This is a genomic window from Zavarzinia marina (assembly GCF_021568905.1).
GTDB classification, from domain to species: domain Bacteria; phylum Pseudomonadota; class Alphaproteobacteria; order Zavarziniales; family Zavarziniaceae; genus Zavarzinia; species Zavarzinia marina.
This window is the reverse complement of record NZ_JAKGSB010000004.1, coordinates 110482-127948: the sequence shown is the minus strand read 5'-3', so window position 1 is coordinate 127948 and position 17467 is coordinate 110482. Positions and strand designations below refer to the sequence as shown.

Genomic DNA, 17467 nt, shown 5'->3' with positions numbered 1-17467 from the left:
TCGGAGAACTGAACCATGGCGAACGCCAATGCGCCGACCGGCCTGTCGCCGGTGCGGTACCTGAGCGGCGCGCCCTATAATGGGGCGTGCAACCGCTACTATGTCCCGTCGGGTGATGGCACCGCCATCTACGTCGGCGGGCTCGTCAAGCCGGGCGGGACGGCGGACGCGAATGGCGTCATGTCCGTGACCGGGAATGTGGCGACCGGCAATCCCGTCGTCGGCGTCGTCGTCGCCGTGGAGCCGGTCACCCGTGACAGCACGATCCATCGCGCGGCGTCGACCGAACGGTATGTGTGGGTCGCGGACGATCCGAACCTCCTGTTCAAGGTCCAGGAGGATTCCGTCGGTGGCGCCCTCGCGGTGACGGCGGTCGGCAACTCCGCGGATCTGACCGGCTTCACGTCCGGGTCGGCCACCACCGGCCTGTCGTCGATTCAGATCGACAGCAACACCGCGACCGCGTCGGGCGACGGAACCGAGGACGTCGTCGTCTTCGGTCTGGCGAACACGCCCGACAACGCCATCGGCGATTATGCCAAATGGCTGGTCCGCCTGAACAACCACTTCTACGTCGACGGCTCGGCCGGGGCGTAAGGGAGACCTGCCATGACTGGTATCATCACGACGGGCAACCACCCGAAGGCGCTCTGGCCCGGCATCAAGGCCTGGTGGGGGCGTCAGTATCAGGAGCATCAGGAGGAATACTCCGATCTCTTCGAGACGGACACCTCGGACAAGGCGTACGAGGAAGATGTGCAGGTGACCGGCTTCGGCCTGGCGCCGGTCAAGGCCCAGGGCGCGGGGGCTCAGTACGACAGCGAGACGCAGGGCTTCACGTCCCGTTACACCCATGTCGCCTATGCCCTCGGCTACATTGTCGCCTACGAGGAGCTGCGGGACAACCTCTACGAGGTCGTTTCCCGTCGCCGCTCTCAGGCGCTGGCGTTCTCCATGCGCCAGACCAAGGAGAATGTCGCGGCGAACGTCTACAACCGGGCGTTCAGCGGCTCCTACATTGGCGGCGATGGGGTGTCGCTGCTGAGCGCCTCCCACCCGTCCCTGGCGGGCAACTGGTCGAACATCCTTCCCGTCGCGGCGGATCTCTCGGAAACCGCGCTGGAGGACATGATCATCCAGATCATGGGGGCGACCAACGATCGGGGGCTCAAGATTTCGCTGATGGCGAAGTCGCTGCACACGTCCCGGCAGGAGTGGTTCAACGCCAATCGCATCCTCAAGTCGACCCTCCAGAACGACACGGCCAACAACGCCGTGAACGTGCTGAAGGCGACGAACGCCCTGCCCGGCGGGGTGAAGGTGAACCACTACTTCACCGATCAGGATGCGTGGTTCATGCGCACCAACGCGCCGCGCGGGATGATCCACTACAATCGCGATCCGATCACCTTCGATCAGGACAACGATTTCGACACGAAGAACGCCAAGGCGATGTGCTACGAGCGGTATTCATTCGGCTGGACCGATCCGCGCGCGCTCTACGGCTCCGCCGGCGCCTGATCGTAACGGAGGCGGTTCCGGCCGCCTCCGCTCCCCTGTGGCGCGCCATCCGGCGCGTTGATCGACAACGCCATCAGGAGATTTCGCAATGGCTGCCCCCACCCGTTTCCCGGGCGGTGTGACCAATGTCGCGCCGTCCCATCCGCTCGCGTATTTCGGCCTGCCCGACCCGGCGAAGTGGCATGTCTACTTCAACGATTTCGACACGTTCTCGGCCGCCGACTGGACAATCACCACGACCGAAGACGGCGCCGGCAGCGCCAGCGAAGCCCTCGCCGACGGTGACGGCGGGCTGCTGCTGATCACGAACGACGCGGCCGACGACGATGCGGACTTCTTCCAGAAGGTCGGCGAATCCTTCCGCTTCGCCGCCGGGAAACCCGTGATCTTCCGGGCGCGCTTCAAGGTGTCGGACGCCACGCAGTCCGACGTGATCATGGGGCTGGCGATCACCGATACCACGCCCCTGGACGCATCCGACGGCGTGTTCTTTCTCAAGGCGGACGGGGTGGCCACGATCGGCCTGTCGGCGGTGAAGGACTCGACCGCCACAACGGCGGCGGCTATCGCGACGCTGGCGGACAACACCTTCATCACGCTGGCGTTCTGGTACGACGGAAAGGCGACGATTACCTATTTCGTTGACGACGTCGAGGCCGGCTCGATCGTCGCGGACAACGTGCCGGACGACGAGGATGTGACCATCACCTTCGGCATCCAGAACGGTGAGGCGGCGGCGAAGACGATGACGGTCGACTACATCTTCGCGGCGAAGGCGCGGTGATGCCATGGCCGACGCCGTAACGACGCAGATCATCCAGGACGGCCCCCGGCACGCCGTCGTGAAGCTCACGAACTTGTCGGACGGCACCGGCGAGGCGGCGGTCACGAAAGTCGATGTCTCGGCTCTTTCGGGCGCCCCCTCCGAGGTTCATCTGGCCAGGGTCTTCTACTGCGTGCAGGGTATGGTCGCGACCCTGCTGTGGGATGCCACGGCCGACGTCCGGCTGATGGATCTCGCCGGCGACGGTGAGGCCGGCTTCGAGACCTTCGGCGGTATCTCCAACAATGCCGGTGCCGGCAAGACCGGCGATATTCTGCTGACCACCACCGGCGCATCGGCCGGCGACAGTTACACCATCGTCCTGTGGCTGACGAAGCACTATGGCTGACGAGACCTATATCCCCGGAGACCACTGGGTCATCTGCGATCGCACAGGGTTCAAGGTGCGCGCATCGGAGACCCGGAAGGAATGGAATGGTCTCCGCGTCTGGAACAAGGTCTGGGAGCCCAGGCATCCGCAGGATTTCGTGCGGGGCCGCGCGGATGATCAGGCCGTCCGAGACGCCCGGCCGCGACAGGAGGACGTCTTTCTGTCCCCCGGCGATGTGACCCCGGAGAACCTGTAATGGCAACATCCGGCGCGACCGATTACCAGGTCAACACCACGGTGATCATCCAGGAGGCGATGGAGTTGATCGGCGTCATCGCCGCCGGAGAGGATCCGCCGGCTCACGACTATCAGACCTGCCTCCGCTCCCTGAATCTGATGATCAAGGGATGGGAGGGGGACGGCGTCTATCTCTGGACGAAGACGGAGGACAGCCTCGCCTTGGTGGCCGGGCAGGCGTCCTATCTGTTCGGCGCGGGCGGGGCGAAATCCTACAAGCCCCTGCGAATCCTGGGGGCCCGATACGCCCTGTCGCCGACCAACGAGATACCGATGGAACGCCTGTCGCGCGAGAGCTATTTCGCGCTTCCCAACAAGGCAACGATGGGGGTTCCAACCACATATTATTTCGACGCGCAGCGCGACAGCGGGAGGCTGTACGTCTGGCCGGCGCCGGCGGACACGCGACCCATCTCGTTCACCTATGCCCGGCGCTTCGAGGTCAACAGCCAGCAGGCGGATGAAGCCGACGTGCCCGAGGAATGGCTGGAAACGCTGACCTACAATCTGGCGGTGCGCATCGCGCCGAAATTCGGTCAGATCGTGTCAACGGATCTCAAGACGATGGCGCTCGGGTTCTATGGCCGCGCCCGTGGCTGGGACGAGGAAGACGCCCCGCTTCGGGTGGTTCCGGATCAGCGGTTTCTGCGATGAAGATCCCCTTCGCGCGCCATTCCTACACGCTGGACAGCCTGCCGGCCTCGGCGCAGCGGTGCGTCAATCTGTTCGCCGAGATTCAGCCGGAGGATGCGCGCGTGCCCTTCATCCTGCGCTCCGCGCCCGGCACCGTCGAGTTCGCCGAGATGGGCGATGGGCCCATTCGCGGCATCGCCTGGCTGGGCGCGGACCTCATCGTCATTTCCGGGGTCAAAGTCTACAGGCTGACGGCGGCGGGCTCGTCGTTCTACCTGGGATCGATGTCGGCGGATGGAGCGTTTTCGCTCGCAGGCGGGCTCGGCTATGTCGTCATGGTCGACAGTCCCCGGGCGTACTACACCGATGGCGCAGCGGTGACCGAAATCACCGACGATGACTTCCCTGGCGCGTCGAGCGTCGGTTATCTCGACGGCTACTGGATCTTCACGCGTCCGGACAGTGGGCAGTTCTTCATTTCCAGCCTGCTCGATCCGTCGGCCTTCGAGTCGCTCGATTTCGCCACGGCGGAAGGGGCTCCGGACGACACGCTGCGCGTTCTGGTCGATCATCGCGAGGTCTGGCTGTTCGGGGCCCGCACCACGGAAATCTGGGTCAACACGGGTGTTTCCCCATTTCCGCTTGAGCGGATGGGCAATGCCTTCATCGAGCGCGGCATCGGCGCGCCGTTTTCCGCCGCGAAGCTCGACAACACCGTGTTCTGGATGGGCGACGACGGCATTGTCTACCGCGCCGAGGGCTATGTGCCGCGCCGGATCTCGACCCATGCCATCGAACAGGCCATCGAGCGATACGACCGAAGGGACGACGCCGAGGGTTGGACCTACACGCAGGATGGGCACGTGTTCTACGTCCTGTCGTTTCCGACTGCCGAGGTCACGTGGGTCTATGACGGCGCGACGCAGCTTTGGCACGAGCGCATCTCCGGCGCCAAGGATCACGGCCTGTGGCGCGCCTGCTGCGGCGTTACCGCCTTCGGCAAGGTGTTGGTCGGGGATCGGTCGACTGGCAAGGTCTTCGCCCTCGACCCGACGGCCCACGACGAGGCCGGCGGCGTGCTCAGGCGGCTCGCCCATTCCGCGCCGGTGAGGGCGGACGGCGGGGCTCGGAGCACCATGAGCCTGCTGCAGATGGACATCGAGACCGGCGTCGGGCTGATCGACGGGCAGGGGGAGAACCCGCAGGCGATGTTGCAGTGGTCCGACGACGGCGGACGGACCTGGTCCAACGAGCGGTGGGTCTCGATCGGCGGTATCGGCGCCTACAAGGCGCGGGCCAGATGGACGCGACTGGGATCGTTTCGAGAGCGGGTGCTGCGGCTGGCGATTTCCGATCCCGTATCCGTGACGATCTATCAGGCGGAGGCGAATGTCACCCGGGGGGTGTCGTGAGCGCGCTGTTCCGGGCACCGGTCAGGGTGCCGATCATCGATCAGCGCAGCGGCGGCATGGCGAGCGAATGGGTGAAATGGTTCGATGCATTGATTCGGCGCGTCGGCGAGGGCGGAGCGGACAATTCGGCCAGCCTGCAACTCGACATCGGGTCGAGCCTGTCGTCGCTGGCGGGACGCATCGGCCAGCTTGAGGCGGCCGGGAACGGCCTGCCGCCACTGCACGGGCGTGACGGCCGGGATGGCGCCGACGGCCTGAACGGACGGACTCTGATCGAAGACGCGCCGCCGCCCGCCGGATCGGTGTCGGCTCTTGTGTCGGAGGATGGGCCGCCGCGCATAGATCCGCGCGCGCTTGGCACGGGCATCGAGTACGGCACTTTCACGCCGTCCATCAGCTTCGATACCCCGGGCGACCTGAGCGTCGGTTACGCGGGCTTGCTCGGACGGTGGTGGCGGTTCGGTGATATCGTCCGGGTGTACTGGCAGGCGACATTCACCCCCACGTTCTCGACGGCGTCGGGGAATTTTCGCCTGCAGGGGTTCCCGTTCGCTCAGGCGTCGACAGCGGACGGAGCGCCGCTGCCGATTTCGCAAATCAATCTCCGCTTCGCCTGGCCGGCCGGGACGACACAGGTCACGGCCCGCTCGGTGCCTGGTGACAGCTACTACATTCTCCGGGGCCTCGGCTCGGGAATCAGCCCGATCAATTTCACGCCGGCGAACCTGACCAGCGGGACGGCTCATTCCCTCTGGCTGGCCGGCATCTACCCGCTTTCGTGAGGTTCACCCATGGGGTTCTATCCGAGGCGCCTCGTTTCCGGGGCGCAACTGACCAATTCGCCCGCGACCTACTACACGGCGACGAACGTCAAGGCGCGGATCGACGCGGCGACCATCCGCAACGACAACTCGACGGCCGAGACATTCTCGATCTGGCTGGTTCCGACGGGCGGTAGCGCGGACGACACCAATCAGGTCATCAAGGACCGCTCGATCGCGGCCGGGCAGTCGCAGATCGTGCCGGAAATCGTCGGCCACTACCTCGAGGCGGGCGGCACCATCCAGGCCGTGGCGTCGAACGGATCGCAGGTCAACCTGATCGTCTCCGGCGGCGAAATCACCTGATGATCCGCGAGGCGGAACCCCGAGACCTCGAAAGGCTCGTCCAGATGGGGCGGGCCTTTTTTCATGAGGCGGGCTGGGACGACGTGAGCCGGTGGGACGATGCCGGCGCAAGGGATGCGCTCGGCCGGATGATGGGGCGCGACGACTGCGTGATGCTGGTCGCCGATGTCCAGGGCTTCGTGGTCGGCATGGCGGCGGCCGTGATCTGCCCGACCTGGTTCTGCCCGGACGAGAAGACCGCCCAGGAATGGTTCTGGTACGTCGACCCGCCGGCGCGCTGCGGCGTTGGCGGCCCCCTGCTGGCGGCGCTGGAGACGGCGGTGCGCGACAGGGGCGCGTCGAGTTTCACGATGCTCGCCGTGGCATCGCTCCGCGCCGAGACGCTGGATCGGCTCTATCGGCGCCGGGGCTATCGCCCCGCCGAACGCACTTACATCAAGAGGCTCTGACCATGGCGATCGTTTCCGCGATCTCGTCGCTCATCGGCGGCAACAAGCAGGCCAACGCGGTCAAGGATGCGTCGGCGGAAGCCACCGCCCTCAACCGCTACATCTACGATACCACGCGGGAGGACCTGGGCCCGTGGCGCGACGTCGGCACGAACGCCCTCTATGAGCTTTCGTCCCTCATGGGTCTCGGCGGCGCGGACTCCTACGCGAAGCCCCCGCCGACCAACGACAATGCGCTCACGCAGGCGGCCCCGTCGACGTTCAATCCCGGCCTGGATTTCGCCAACGACACGCTGCAACTGAACAATCTCAAGCAGCAACTCGCGGATGCGCGAGGGTATGAGAGGATCCAGATCCAGAACCAGATTGCGGCACTCGAAAGCAAGATCAACGCCGGCTATTCCGCGCCGGCGCCGGCCACGCCGACACCGCAGACCGGCGGCGCGACGACCTCTCCCATCAGCGCCACGGAAGCGCAGCAGAACGCGTTTTCGCGCTTCACGGCGTCCCCTGACTATCAGTTCCGCTTCACCGAGGGGCTGAACGCCCTGGATCGGTCGGCGGCCTCGCGCGGGATGCTGCTTTCGGGCGCCCAGGTCAAGGGGACGCAGGACTTCGGGCAGAACCTCGCCTCGACGGAATACGGGAACTACTTCAACCGCCTCGCCGGGTTGGCTGGGATCGGCCAGAGCGCGACCAATTCGACGGCGGCGGCGGGCAGCCAGTACGCGACCAACCAGACCCAGAACATCCTTGGGACCGGCGAGGCGCGCGCGTCGATCTATGGCGACCAGTTCAGCGGCTGGAACAAGGGCGTGGGCAACGCCCTGACGGCACTGTCCTTCTTCGCGTAGGGGGTAGCCATGAACATCCGACCGATCCAGCCCGTCGATTTCGGCGGAAGCCTGATGCGGGGCGCGCAGCTTCGGGACATCTACGACCAGCGGCAGCGCAAGAATGCGCTCGCCGAAATCACGCCCCGTCTGTTCTCCGGCGACACCAACGCGCTGACCGAATTGGCCGGCGTCGCGCCCGAGCTCGCGATGAACTGGCAATCCAACCAGTTGGACTCGCGGCGCAAAGCGGCTGAGTTCGCGGTGAAGGTGGCGGCGGGTATCGAAAGCCTTCCCGAGGATCAGCGGGCGGATGCCTACCGGTCCATCCTGCCGCAGCTACAGGGCGCGGGGTTCGATGTTTCGCGCCTTCCGTCGACCTACGACCCCAATTTCGTGCGGCCCTTCGCGATGATGGACGAGGGCTTCGCGAAGCGGGTCGGGAGCATGCCGCAGCCGCTTCCCGGGTACGGCGGATCGGCGGGCGGCGCGACTGGCCCGTCGGCCGCGCCAAGGACGATCGTGGAGCCGAACGCGGATGCGCTGCCGCCGCCCGAGTTCGCGGGCATGAGCGACACCGACAAGCTCGCCCTGATGATGGTCGCGGAAGACGGCCAATCGCCGGAGGGCATGACCGCCGTGGGCGCGACGATCCTCAATCGCGTGGGCGCCGGACGCTATGGCAAGGGCATCAGCGACGTCATCACGGCGCCGAACCAGTTCGAGCCGATGTCGGACCCGGCCAAGCTGATGTCGCTGCGCGGCACGCCGCAGTTCGCCGAGGCGCAGCGGATCGCCGCCGATCTCATGGCCGGGCGGATTCAGGATCCCACGGGCGGGGCGACGCATTTCTACTCGCCGACGGCGCAGCAGGCCCTCGGCCGGCCCGCCCCCTCCTGGGCGGCCGGGCGACAGGGGCAGCGGATCGGCAACCAGATGTTCTATGCCGGTGTCGATACCCCGTCGGCGGGCGGGACGGCGGCGGGCGCGGCCGGCACCCCCCAGAGCAACGGCGCGCCGCCTCTGGCCCCGGGGTATTGGCCGGGCGGCGTCAACGGGAAGCAGGTTCTCCTTCGCGATGCGGGGAACGGGCAGTTCGTGCAGGTCGATGTCGGCGAGACCAATCTCGACGGCCGGCGCTTCCTGATCGACAAGGCCACCGGCGTCCGCGTCGCGGACCTCGGCGCCCCTCCGGCCAGCGGAACGACGGTCAATGTCAACGACATGAAGCTGACGGAGCAGCAGTCGAAAGACGTCGGGTTCTACACGCGCGGCACCGAGTCGCTGAAAAACCTCAATGAAAATGAGGCGGCCCTGACCGATTGGCTCGAACAGCGCCTCTCGGGCGTCCCGCTCGTCGGCAACCAACTGACCGAACAGAAATTCAAGCTCGCCGAACAGGCGGGCAGGGAGTTTCTGGCGGCTATCCTTCGCAAGGACACCGGCGCCGCCGTAACGCCGTCGGAAATCGAGATTTACGGCAAGATGTACCTGCCCCAGCCGGGCGATGACAAAACGGTTCTGGAGCAAAAGCGGCGATCGCGGCAAATTGCGCTGGAAGCCATTCGGCGCGGGCTCGGGCCTGCGGCGCGGCTCGTGGACCAGCCCTTGCCGCCACCGGAAGGCGCTTCTCCCAGCGGCGGAGCGGCCGTTGGCGCGGGGACAATCGAGGAATGGGATATCGGGCCCGATGGGGCCCCCGTGAGGGTCAAATAATGGCGCGCACGATCCAGTTTCAGGGGCGCACGATCCGGGTGCCCGACAACGCGACGGATGAGCAGGTCGCAGCCATCCTGCAGGAAAGTCAGAAGTCGTTTCTCGACAAGGCCGCTGATACGGCCGGAGACGTGGGGACATTCGCCGCAGGAACGGCCCGAGCACTGCAGCAGGGCGCGACTTTCGGCTTCGGCGACGAAATTCAGGCTGGCATCCGGGCACCCTTCGACTACGTGTTCGGGTCCGCTCCGAGCCTCGGCGAGGCATACCGGCGGAACGTTGACGAATACAATGCGGATGACGCCAACTTCCAGGAAGAGCATCCGATCATCCATTCCCTGGCGAGCGGCACCGGGGGCGCGGTGGCGGGCCTCGCTCTTCCGGGCGGTATTGCGTCCCAAGGCGTGAAGGGCATCGGCGGCGTCGCCCGCATGGCGGGGATCGGCGCTGCCGAGGGGGCCTTGGCGGGATACGGCAATGCCGCGCCCGATCAGCGCGCGGAAGGTGCCTTGACCGGCGGCCTCATCGGCGGAACGCTGGGCGCCGTCATCCCCGCCACACTCGGTGTGGCCGGCCGTGTGGCCGGAAAGTTGTTCGGGCCCGAAGCCGCCGCACGGCGGGATCTCGCCCGCGCGGTCCAGAGGGACGAAATGACGGTGGAGGGGCTGGCCTCCCGACAGCGCGACCTTGCCGAAAAATTCCCCGGCGAGGCGACGATCATGGACGCGGGCGGGGAGAACGTGCGCGGGCTCGCGGAACGGGTCGCGCAAACGCCGGGCGGGGGGAGAAAAATCGTAATCCCGTTCCTGACCGGCCGCCAGAAAACCCAGATCACGCGGCTCGGGAACGAAATCGGCGACACGCTGGATGCCAAGCGCACGGCGGCGCAGGCGGTCGAGGAGACAATGGATGCGCGGGCCCGAATGGCGCGTCCGCTGTACGAGAAGGCAATGTCCTTCGACGCCGCCGCCTCCCCCGAACTGATGAAGGCGTTCAACGCCGAAACGTCTCGCGGCTTCGGCTTCGCGGCGCTCAAGTCGGCGGAACTGCGCAATCTCATGGCCACTGAATATGGCGTCGAAGCCGTCGAGGATGCCCCAGCGATGGTGCTGATCGACGGTTGGAAGCGGATTGTGGACGACAAGATCGATGCCGCGTTGAGGGCGGGGAACGCAAACGCGGCGCGCGTCATGAGAGCCATGAAACAGCGCGTGATCGATGTCGCCGACCAAGTGAACCCGGACTATGCGGCGGCCCGCAACGCATGGGCCGGGCCAACCCGGTATCTCGACGCGATCGAGAAGGGAAAGGGCATTTTCGCCCGGACCATGAGCGCGGAGTCGTGGCGCTCGTTGGTGAGTTCGATGTCGGCGGCGGAGCGCGAGGCTATGCGGATCGGCGCCATCAGCGCCATTCGAAACCGCGTTGGAAACGACGCCGCGAGGATGCCGGACCTCACGAAGTATCTGCGGTCTCCTGAAAACAGGGAAAAGATCCTCGCCCTCATGCCGGATTTTGCGTCGGCCCGGCGGTGGGCCGACGTTCTGTCATTCGAGACGGGGATATCGGAACTGACCGGCCGTGCGCTTGGAAACAGCGCCACCTATCGGCGGATGGCCGAGCGGGCCGATGCGGATGACCTCGTGCACGATCTTGCGCTGACCTACGCGTCCGGCGGTGCGATGAGCAATCTGTGGAGTAAGCTCGTCGGCGGCACGGCCAAGAGGATGCGGGACACGATGCGGGCGCGCACGGATGAAGAATTGGCCCGGATGCTGACGAACACGAATACCGATGCGGCAGAGAGGGCGCTGTTGAATCCGCTGGAGCGGGTCGGCCTATCCTACCGGCAGACCAACGCCCTGACCGGCTTCGGCCGGGAAACCATCCTGGACCAGAATCCGCGTGCGCCCTACGCGCCACTGCCCGGTCAGAGATGACCGTTGTTGATGTCCTCGAATTCTCGCGTGATGCGAAGCATTTCGGCGGTGCGACGGTCGATTTTGTCGAGAGTTGAAAGGACGCGGCGTGTGACCCAAACGACGAAGACCAATGCCAAAAGCGCGGCAAATGGCCAAAGGGGCCAGCCATCACGCGAAAGACCCACCAGTGTGGCACCAATGACGCCCATGGCCAGCGCGGCAACGGCTAAGACACCGACGAGCCCCCACCGACGCCGGTTGAAAGCTTCTTCGTCGGTCAATCTGGTGCCGTAGATCGGGTGTTTCATGGGGCGAGATTACCACGAGGAAACGTGATGAACACGAGGGGAATTGCCCCGTAGTCTATGGCTCGATCTCGGTAGCGATGAGGCCGGCGGTTCCTAACCCCTCTATGGTCTGTTGACGATTTCGCATTTGGCAACATAGACAGCGACCTTGGGAACGAAGGTGCCGATTTTCTGGCTTGTCCAGACGACTTCTTTTTCAGCGAAGTCGAACGTAAAAATATCCGCGTATGTCCCTCTAAACGCGCCAATGCTGAGCCTTTCGCCGAACTGTCCGAGCATGGCTACCGTTGCTCCGTCCTGACGATAACCATAGGCTCCTACCGTGTCGTCAAACTGGATATCCCATTCATCGCCCAGCCGGATGAGGACAACTTTGCCGCTAGAAATACCATCGTCCGCCCACATCGGGCCGTCCGGGTTCGAAAGGTTGTCCTTCAGGAAATAGCCGCGCCCTTTCGAGGCCCCGCAGCGCGCCAGAACACCATCTGCCGCCGCGACCGAACCATTACCGAGAGGCGTAGCCGCCACAAGAATGGCGAGGATCGCACAACAAGTATGCTTCGAAGGGGGCATCGCGAGCCTCCTAAATCGTAGATGCTGATGGACTTGAGCATCATTTCGATGTGGGCCAATTACGGCGGTTGGGCGCGGATACTTCATCGGATTTCGCGGGCGATCCAGCGAGCGGTTTCCATAGCACAATCTACCACAAGGAGAGCGCGCCGATCACAGGTTTTGCTTCAACCAATCGGTGACGTCTCTGGGGTACCCTTTCCAGGAAGGGTAGGCAGGCAGTAGCGAGGAAGAATGCGGCGAAAGAGACTACGCATCTTGTCGGCGGTAGCGCTTTCGGCGGCTCTGTGGGGGTGCGACATTCCCTCCGGTGAGCCGTGGAGAGCATTCGTTTATCCAAGCCGATATGACCTCACGGTCCACAGCGAGATTGGCGACTTCGCGACGCTGGAGCAGTGTCGGGCGGCCGCCTTGGACTGGCTTCTAGCGACGGGCAATGCAGCTCGTGGCGATTACGAATGTGGTTACAAGTGCCGGGTGGACGAGCGGCTCGGTGGGCTGAATGTTTGCGCTGAAACAAAGAGATAGGCCGCCTCCGGGCGGCCTTTCATTTAGGGGCTTTCTTTCCGCAAGGCCGATCGAATATGTTGTCCCACGGTATTCCACGCGGACGCTACAGTCGAGCGTTGGATGGCGGACCCCGGGTTCAACTCGACGGCGGAATAGAGCATGGGGAGGGCACCGAGGCCGCTGATGAGGCCCGTGCCGAACGCGCGCATGGCGATTCTCCGATTGGAGTCGCGTTCGACCGCGCTTTGCTTCTTCATGGCATCACCCATCCGTTGTCAAGAACACAACAGTGCATATTGGTGTTCGCCGAACCGAAACAAACCCTCGACACCGCGCGACAGGTATGTTCCATGAGCGAACTCTATAGCGCAAAGTGTGCGAACGCCACTGCAAGTGCGCTCAAAATGCTCGGCGCGCGCGCTCAAAATGCTCTGCGCGTGGGGCTCTACATCAGGTCACGGAAAAAGTCCACCACAAGACTCGTAGCCGGCCGCTCACTCTTCCGAAACCGTCGAGTTTCTGCGTGTTCGCGCCGCTGTATGGACAAGGAAAGTGCTTCCGTGTCCATACAGCGGCGCCTCGTGGTCACCCTCGACGCCTGATCACCACAGAAACCACACCCTGACGGGCCCCGCTTCGGCGGGGCTTTTTTTATGCCCGGAGACCCGGAATGGCAGATCGTTTCGTCGCGCCCTATTTCGTTTGGCAGGACGCGAGCGGCGTCCCCCTGGCAGGGGCCAAGCTCTATTTCTACGCCTCCGGCACGTCGACGCCCAAGGCGACCTTCGCCGACAGCGACATGTCGACGCCGAACGCGAACCCCGTCGTGAGTGACGCCACCGGCCGCTTTCCTTCCGTCTTCCTCGCGGTCGGTCAGTACAAGGTCATCCTGCACGATGCCGACGATATCCTCGTCTGGTCCGCCGATCCCGTCACCGCCCGAGAGGGAGAGGCCCTGGAGTATCTCGAAACCACCACGGTCACGGGCGCCGGTCTCGCGACGGGCGGCGGCAACCTGCTTTCGCCGATCGTCATCACCGTGGACAAGGCCAGCAGCGCCGAGGTGATTGCCGGCGTCAACGACAACAAGGCGATCACGCCCGCCGGGGCGGCGGCGGTCACCGGGCCGCTGAACAGCCGGGTGGCGGTGCTCGAAGGCACCTACCCCGACGACACGCTGTCCTGGCCGCAGCCCTTCGGGGACTTCGGCGATATCGCCGAGGCCATCAGCTTCGACAGTGTCGACAACGTCGTGCGCGCCTTCGCCGAAGGCCAGACCCTCGCCCTTTTCGATGGCCAGCTCGGGACCGCCGAAATCTCGGAAATCGCCGTGACAACCTCCAATGCCATACCCTGGCCGCAGCCCTTCGGGGACTTCGGCGATATCGCGACCGATATCCAGTTCGACTCCATCGGCACCACGGTATGGGCCTATGTCGAGAACACCAATCTGAACCTCGAACCCTACGACGTCACCGCGCCGGAGGAATACCCCGATACATGGACCTATGACGCGCTGGAGGATGCCGGCGTGCTCACCGGGTCGATTTCCAAGATCGGCGCCGACGGCACAGCGGAGACCGTCTCCCTGGACTGGACGGTCGAGACCGTCGCCCACATCGAGACCGCCGCCGGCCCGCGCTACAAGGTGACGTGGCAGCGTCCGGCGGCCGGCACGCGCGAGACCGTCGTCATGACCCGCGCCTGCGACACATGGGGCACGCTCTCCGACCGCGTGCTGCATGTCTGGATCGGCACCGGCCAGTCGGTGATCTGCGCACTGAGCGCGACGGACCTGATCTCGGTCAACAATCCGTTCCCTGGCTGGGTGCTGATGCTGGACACCGACGCCGTGCGCGGAGATTCGGACGTTCGCGGCTGGGTGAACCAGGGCACGGGCGGGGACTTCCAGAGCTATTCCGCGAACGACGCCGACGGCTTCAAGGATCTCGCGGCGCATCTCGGTCGACCCTCCGAGGTCATCAATCCGGACACGAGCGAACTCTTCCCCGGCGGCAGCCTGCACGGCCAGACCGTGATGGAATCCTTCCTCCCGGCGCTGCACCGCCGCGTGTGGGCGGAACTCGGGGTGAAGCAGCGATATCTCGGCATGGTGTGGGGCCACGGTGGCAGTGCGTATGACTCCCTCAAGAAGGGGTCGGTGCCCTACACGAACATGATCACCGCCCTGACCGATGCCGTTGCGATCGCGGCGGCGCAGGGCTGGGTAATCCAAGTCGACGGCATCATCAACGTCCACGGGGAAACCGACGACGACAACCCGGACTATGACGACGACCTGATCGAATGGCAGTCCGACGCCGAGGCCGACATCAAGGCCGTGACCGGGCAGGAAGCGGGCGTTCCCTTCTTCATCTGCGGCGTCTCGTCCAATTTCACGGTGAAGAACGAGAGCCTGTACCTGACCACGGACGCGGTGCTCGCCGCCTACGCCGCCGGGGCGCCGATCACCCACTATCTGGTCGATACGCGTTACGCGGAACTGCTCTACGCGGCCAACAACGTCGACAAGCTGCACCTCGCGGCAATCGGTCAGTTTCACCTCGGCGAGAAGATCGCCCGGGCGGTATGGGAAGCGCAGTACACCGCCGCCGGGCTGGCACCCCTGGCGCTCGATCCGACGCCGGTCTCGGTGGCCGGCGCCGTGGCGACGTTCAAGATCCTGGGCGGTGAGGATGTCGAAATCGACACCACCACCATCACACAGCGCACGGGCACGCTCTACGGCCTCCAGCACAACGAGAACGGGGAGGCGGACATGGACAACTGGCCGTCCCTCGTGTCCGCGACGATCGACAATGACGTGTCCGGCGAACGCCACCTGATCGTCACGTCGTCCCAAAACTGGGCGAGCGGGGACGCCCTCGACGTCGGCCTCAAGGGTTACGACGATCCGGACGCTCTCAATCGCGTCGATTTCGAGCAGCGACCCCGGACCAACATCCGGACGATCTCCTACATCACCTCGACCTATCCGGGCGCGGCGCGGCTTCACCGCTGGCTGGCCCATGAGCGCGTCTATATCCCGTAAGGAGCCCGCAAGATGGCATTTCAGACTGCACAGCGCCTCGCCAATGCCGTGGTCGAGGAGAACGATTACCCCGGCATCGTCGCCAGTGCCGAGGAAATCGACGTCACGCGCCTTCTCGGCACCAATGGTGTCCTGATGATCTCTGCCCACGCGACGCAGTTCACCACCGTCGTGGCCGGTGTCCGGCACCTGAGGAACCGCTATGCCCGCGAAGATGCCAAGGCCCGCCTGATTGGCACTGGAAACCCGGACATCGTCACCAGCTCGAACAGCAAGGCAGCGATCGACTTCGACGGCCATTACTTCGCCCCCGCGTCGAGCGCGGACCTGGCGCTTCCGGTTGGAACGACGGCCTGGGGCGTGGCCTATGCCGGTTATCCGCTGGATACCGGATCGAACCAGATCATCGGCCCCGTGATCGGCGCGGGCACGACGAGCGCGGACATTTCCCCCTGCGTCGGCATGTCCGGTGGCACGGCGCAGCGTCCGCGCTTCTTCGCCAACGACAACTCGACTTACGGGTCGACCTCGGGGACGGAAAACAATGCCGGCATCTTCTGCAAGTTCATCTGGGGTGCCGACACCACCAACGGGCTCCAGGCGGAGAACAATTCGGTCACGGCCTGGGCTGACGGCACCTACCTGACACCGCTGACCGACATGCGGTTCCGTGTCGGCGGCGGTCTCAACTCCGCATTCGCCCACACCGGCGAGGTGCAGAAGCTGGCGGTGTTCGCGATGAACCCCTTCGCGCCGGCCAACACGAGCCTGCTGGCGGCCCTCCGCGCCTGGCTGGCCTCGTGATGCTGAACGGTACAGGTGGTAGACCCGTGGACCAGACGCAGCAAAACCTGTTCGACCTCATCCTCACCTTCCAGAAGCAGGTGAAGGAGCTCGCCGTCGAGCAGGGCGAGCAACGGGTCATGATCACGAGAACGGCCGAGGCGATCGACGGGCTCAACACCTCGGTCAAATCGTTGGCCGAGGCGGTCAAGGGCCTGACGGACGCTGAAACGGCACGAAAGGGCCGGGCTTCCGCATTTGCCGACATGATCCGCCTGGGCCGGTGGCTGTGGGTCGCGATCGGTGGGCTGGCCGCTTTGATCGCATCCAACTGGTCTCGTATCCACGACTTCCTGGCGGGCCCGAGGCCATGACCGAAGGTCACCTGACTGCCGCCTTCATGCCCGACATTGACCGGGTCGTCCTGGCCGGCACAGACGAGACGGGGGCCCGGATTATCACCCCGGTTTCCACGGAGAACGCCGATGTCCTGGCTCGCCAGCTTGTGGACGCAATTGCTGAGCAGGTCCGATTCCGCGCCCAGCGGCCCGGCCGCGTCGGCCTCGAAGGAGAGTGACATGGGAATGAACCTGGACCAGGACCGGTTCTTCGCCAGCCTTCGCCGGCTGATCGACGCCATTGTCGAGCGATCGCCGCCGCCGGCGTCGCTGTCTGGCCCCACCGCGCTCCGCGACGCCGATCGGCTGGCCATGGCGGCGACCCTCTGGGGCGAGGCCCGGGGCGAGGGCAGCGCCGGCCAAGTGGCCGTGGCTTGGGTCATCGTCAACCGCTGGCGGCAACCGTCCTGGTGGAGCCGGGAGCGCGGAGACGGCATCCCCGATGACACGATCGAGGCGGTGTGCCGCGACCCGTGGCAGTTCACATGCTGGTCCGACGCCCAGGGGGATCGGTTGCGGGCCATCACCCTCGGCTGGTCCGGCATCGCGGAGATTCTGTCGCTGGTCGACGGCGTGCTGGCGGGCCGCATCCCCGATCCGACCGGCAGGGCCGACCACTATCACACGATCGCCGCGCCCGCCTATGCCCGGGCGCCGGGCAAATGGCCCCCGAAATGGGCGGTCGGGCGGGCGCCATCGGCGCGCATCGGGGCGCATCTCTTCTTCGCCCTCGGGCCGGCCGGCGATGGCCGGCAGAGCTTCATCGAGGCCTGACGGCG

20 protein-coding genes are annotated in these 17467 nt (G+C 65.3%); 18 read left to right on the top strand and 2 right to left on the bottom strand.

Annotation, left to right across the window (positions count from 1 at the left end; all coding sequences use genetic code 11):
• Positions 1–15: 15 nt before the first annotated feature.
• From L2U69_RS11850 to L2U69_RS11790, 13 genes are all read left to right on the top strand, one after another.
• Positions 16–597, top strand: a complete 582-nt coding sequence (locus L2U69_RS11850) for a hypothetical protein (protein ID WP_236107124.1) — start codon at positions 16–18, stop codon at positions 595–597.
• A gap of 12 nt (positions 598–609) precedes the next feature.
• A complete protein-coding gene (locus tag L2U69_RS11845) occupies positions 610–1521 on the top strand; it encodes a phage major capsid protein (RefSeq protein WP_236107122.1) in 912 nt (303 codons plus the stop codon).
• An 88-nt stretch (positions 1522–1609) separates the two neighbouring features.
• Entirely contained in the window at positions 1610–2305 is a 696-nt protein-coding gene (locus tag L2U69_RS11840; protein WP_236107120.1) for a hypothetical protein, read from the top strand.
• Between the two features lie 4 nt (positions 2306–2309).
• A complete protein-coding gene (locus tag L2U69_RS11835) occupies positions 2310–2693 on the top strand; it encodes a hypothetical protein (RefSeq protein WP_236107118.1) in 384 nt (127 codons plus the stop codon).
• Complete coding sequence (locus L2U69_RS11830) at positions 2686–2931, top strand: hypothetical protein (protein ID WP_236107116.1); 246 nt, start codon at positions 2686–2688, stop codon at positions 2929–2931. Before L2U69_RS11835 ends, L2U69_RS11830 begins: the two co-directional genes overlap by 8 nt.
• Complete coding sequence (locus L2U69_RS11825; RefSeq protein ID WP_236107114.1) at positions 2931–3626, top strand: phage adaptor protein; 696 nt, start codon at positions 2931–2933, stop codon at positions 3624–3626. Before L2U69_RS11830 ends, L2U69_RS11825 begins: the two co-directional genes overlap by 1 nt.
• On the top strand, positions 3623–5017 hold the full coding sequence (locus L2U69_RS11820; protein ID WP_236107112.1) for a hypothetical protein: 1395 nt from the start codon (positions 3623–3625) through the stop codon (positions 5015–5017). The genes L2U69_RS11825 and L2U69_RS11820 overlap by 4 nt, the downstream gene beginning before the upstream one ends.
• Positions 5014–5799 carry a hypothetical protein gene (locus L2U69_RS11815; RefSeq protein WP_236107110.1) on the top strand — a complete coding sequence of 262 codons (786 nt, stop codon included), beginning with the start codon at positions 5014–5016 and terminating at the stop codon, positions 5797–5799. Before L2U69_RS11820 ends, L2U69_RS11815 begins: the two co-directional genes overlap by 4 nt.
• Before the next feature lie 9 nt (positions 5800–5808).
• Positions 5809–6144: a hypothetical protein gene (locus tag L2U69_RS11810; protein ID WP_236107108.1), complete on the top strand. Its 336-nt coding sequence runs from the start codon at positions 5809–5811 to the stop codon at positions 6142–6144.
• Positions 6144–6593 (top strand): GNAT family N-acetyltransferase, encoded by a 450-nt coding sequence (locus L2U69_RS11805; protein ID WP_236107107.1) that lies wholly within the window; start codon positions 6144–6146, stop codon positions 6591–6593. Before L2U69_RS11810 ends, L2U69_RS11805 begins: the two co-directional genes overlap by 1 nt.
• 2 nt (positions 6594–6595) lie before the next feature.
• Positions 6596–7447 carry a hypothetical protein gene (locus tag L2U69_RS11800; RefSeq protein ID WP_236107106.1) on the top strand — a complete coding sequence of 284 codons (852 nt, stop codon included), beginning with the start codon at positions 6596–6598 and terminating at the stop codon, positions 7445–7447.
• A gap of 9 nt (positions 7448–7456) precedes the next feature.
• Entirely contained in the window at positions 7457–9142 is a 1686-nt protein-coding gene (locus L2U69_RS11795) for a cell wall hydrolase (protein WP_236107104.1), read from the top strand.
• Positions 9142–11082, top strand: a complete 1941-nt coding sequence (locus L2U69_RS11790; RefSeq protein WP_236107103.1) for a hypothetical protein — start codon at positions 9142–9144, stop codon at positions 11080–11082. The genes L2U69_RS11795 and L2U69_RS11790 overlap by 1 nt, the downstream gene beginning before the upstream one ends.
• On the opposite strand, the gene L2U69_RS11785 is transcribed toward L2U69_RS11790, so the two are convergent.
• Together L2U69_RS11785 and L2U69_RS11780 are read right to left on the bottom strand one after the other, a co-directional pair.
• Positions 11073–11372, bottom strand: coding sequence for a hypothetical protein (locus L2U69_RS11785; RefSeq protein ID WP_236107101.1), 300 nt, complete (start codon positions 11370–11372; stop codon positions 11073–11075). The genes L2U69_RS11790 and L2U69_RS11785 overlap by 10 nt on opposite strands.
• A gap of 102 nt (positions 11373–11474) precedes the next feature.
• Positions 11475–11945, bottom strand: a complete 471-nt coding sequence (locus tag L2U69_RS11780) for a hypothetical protein (protein WP_236107099.1) — start codon at positions 11943–11945, stop codon at positions 11475–11477.
• A 1180-nt stretch (positions 11946–13125) separates the two neighbouring features.
• Between L2U69_RS11780 and L2U69_RS11775 the strand changes: the two genes are divergently transcribed.
• From L2U69_RS11775 to L2U69_RS11755, 5 genes are read left to right on the top strand one after another with little or no spacing between them, the layout of a single operon-like run.
• Positions 13126–15507, top strand: coding sequence for a hypothetical protein (locus tag L2U69_RS11775; RefSeq protein ID WP_236107097.1), 2382 nt, complete (start codon positions 13126–13128; stop codon positions 15505–15507).
• 12 nt (positions 15508–15519) lie between these two features.
• Entirely contained in the window at positions 15520–16311 is a 792-nt protein-coding gene (locus L2U69_RS11770; RefSeq protein ID WP_236107095.1) for a hypothetical protein, read from the top strand.
• A gap of 26 nt (positions 16312–16337) precedes the next feature.
• Positions 16338–16664 (top strand): hypothetical protein, encoded by a 327-nt coding sequence (locus tag L2U69_RS11765; protein WP_236107093.1) that lies wholly within the window; start codon positions 16338–16340, stop codon positions 16662–16664.
• On the top strand, positions 16661–16867 hold the full coding sequence (locus L2U69_RS11760) for a hypothetical protein (protein WP_236107091.1): 207 nt from the start codon (positions 16661–16663) through the stop codon (positions 16865–16867). The genes L2U69_RS11765 and L2U69_RS11760 overlap by 4 nt, the downstream gene beginning before the upstream one ends.
• 1 nt (position 16868) lies before the next feature.
• The gene (locus L2U69_RS11755; RefSeq protein WP_236107090.1) at positions 16869–17462 is read left to right on the top strand and encodes a cell wall hydrolase; all 594 of its coding nucleotides are present in this window, start codon (positions 16869–16871) and stop codon (positions 17460–17462) included.
• Positions 17463–17467: the final 5 nt, after the last annotated feature.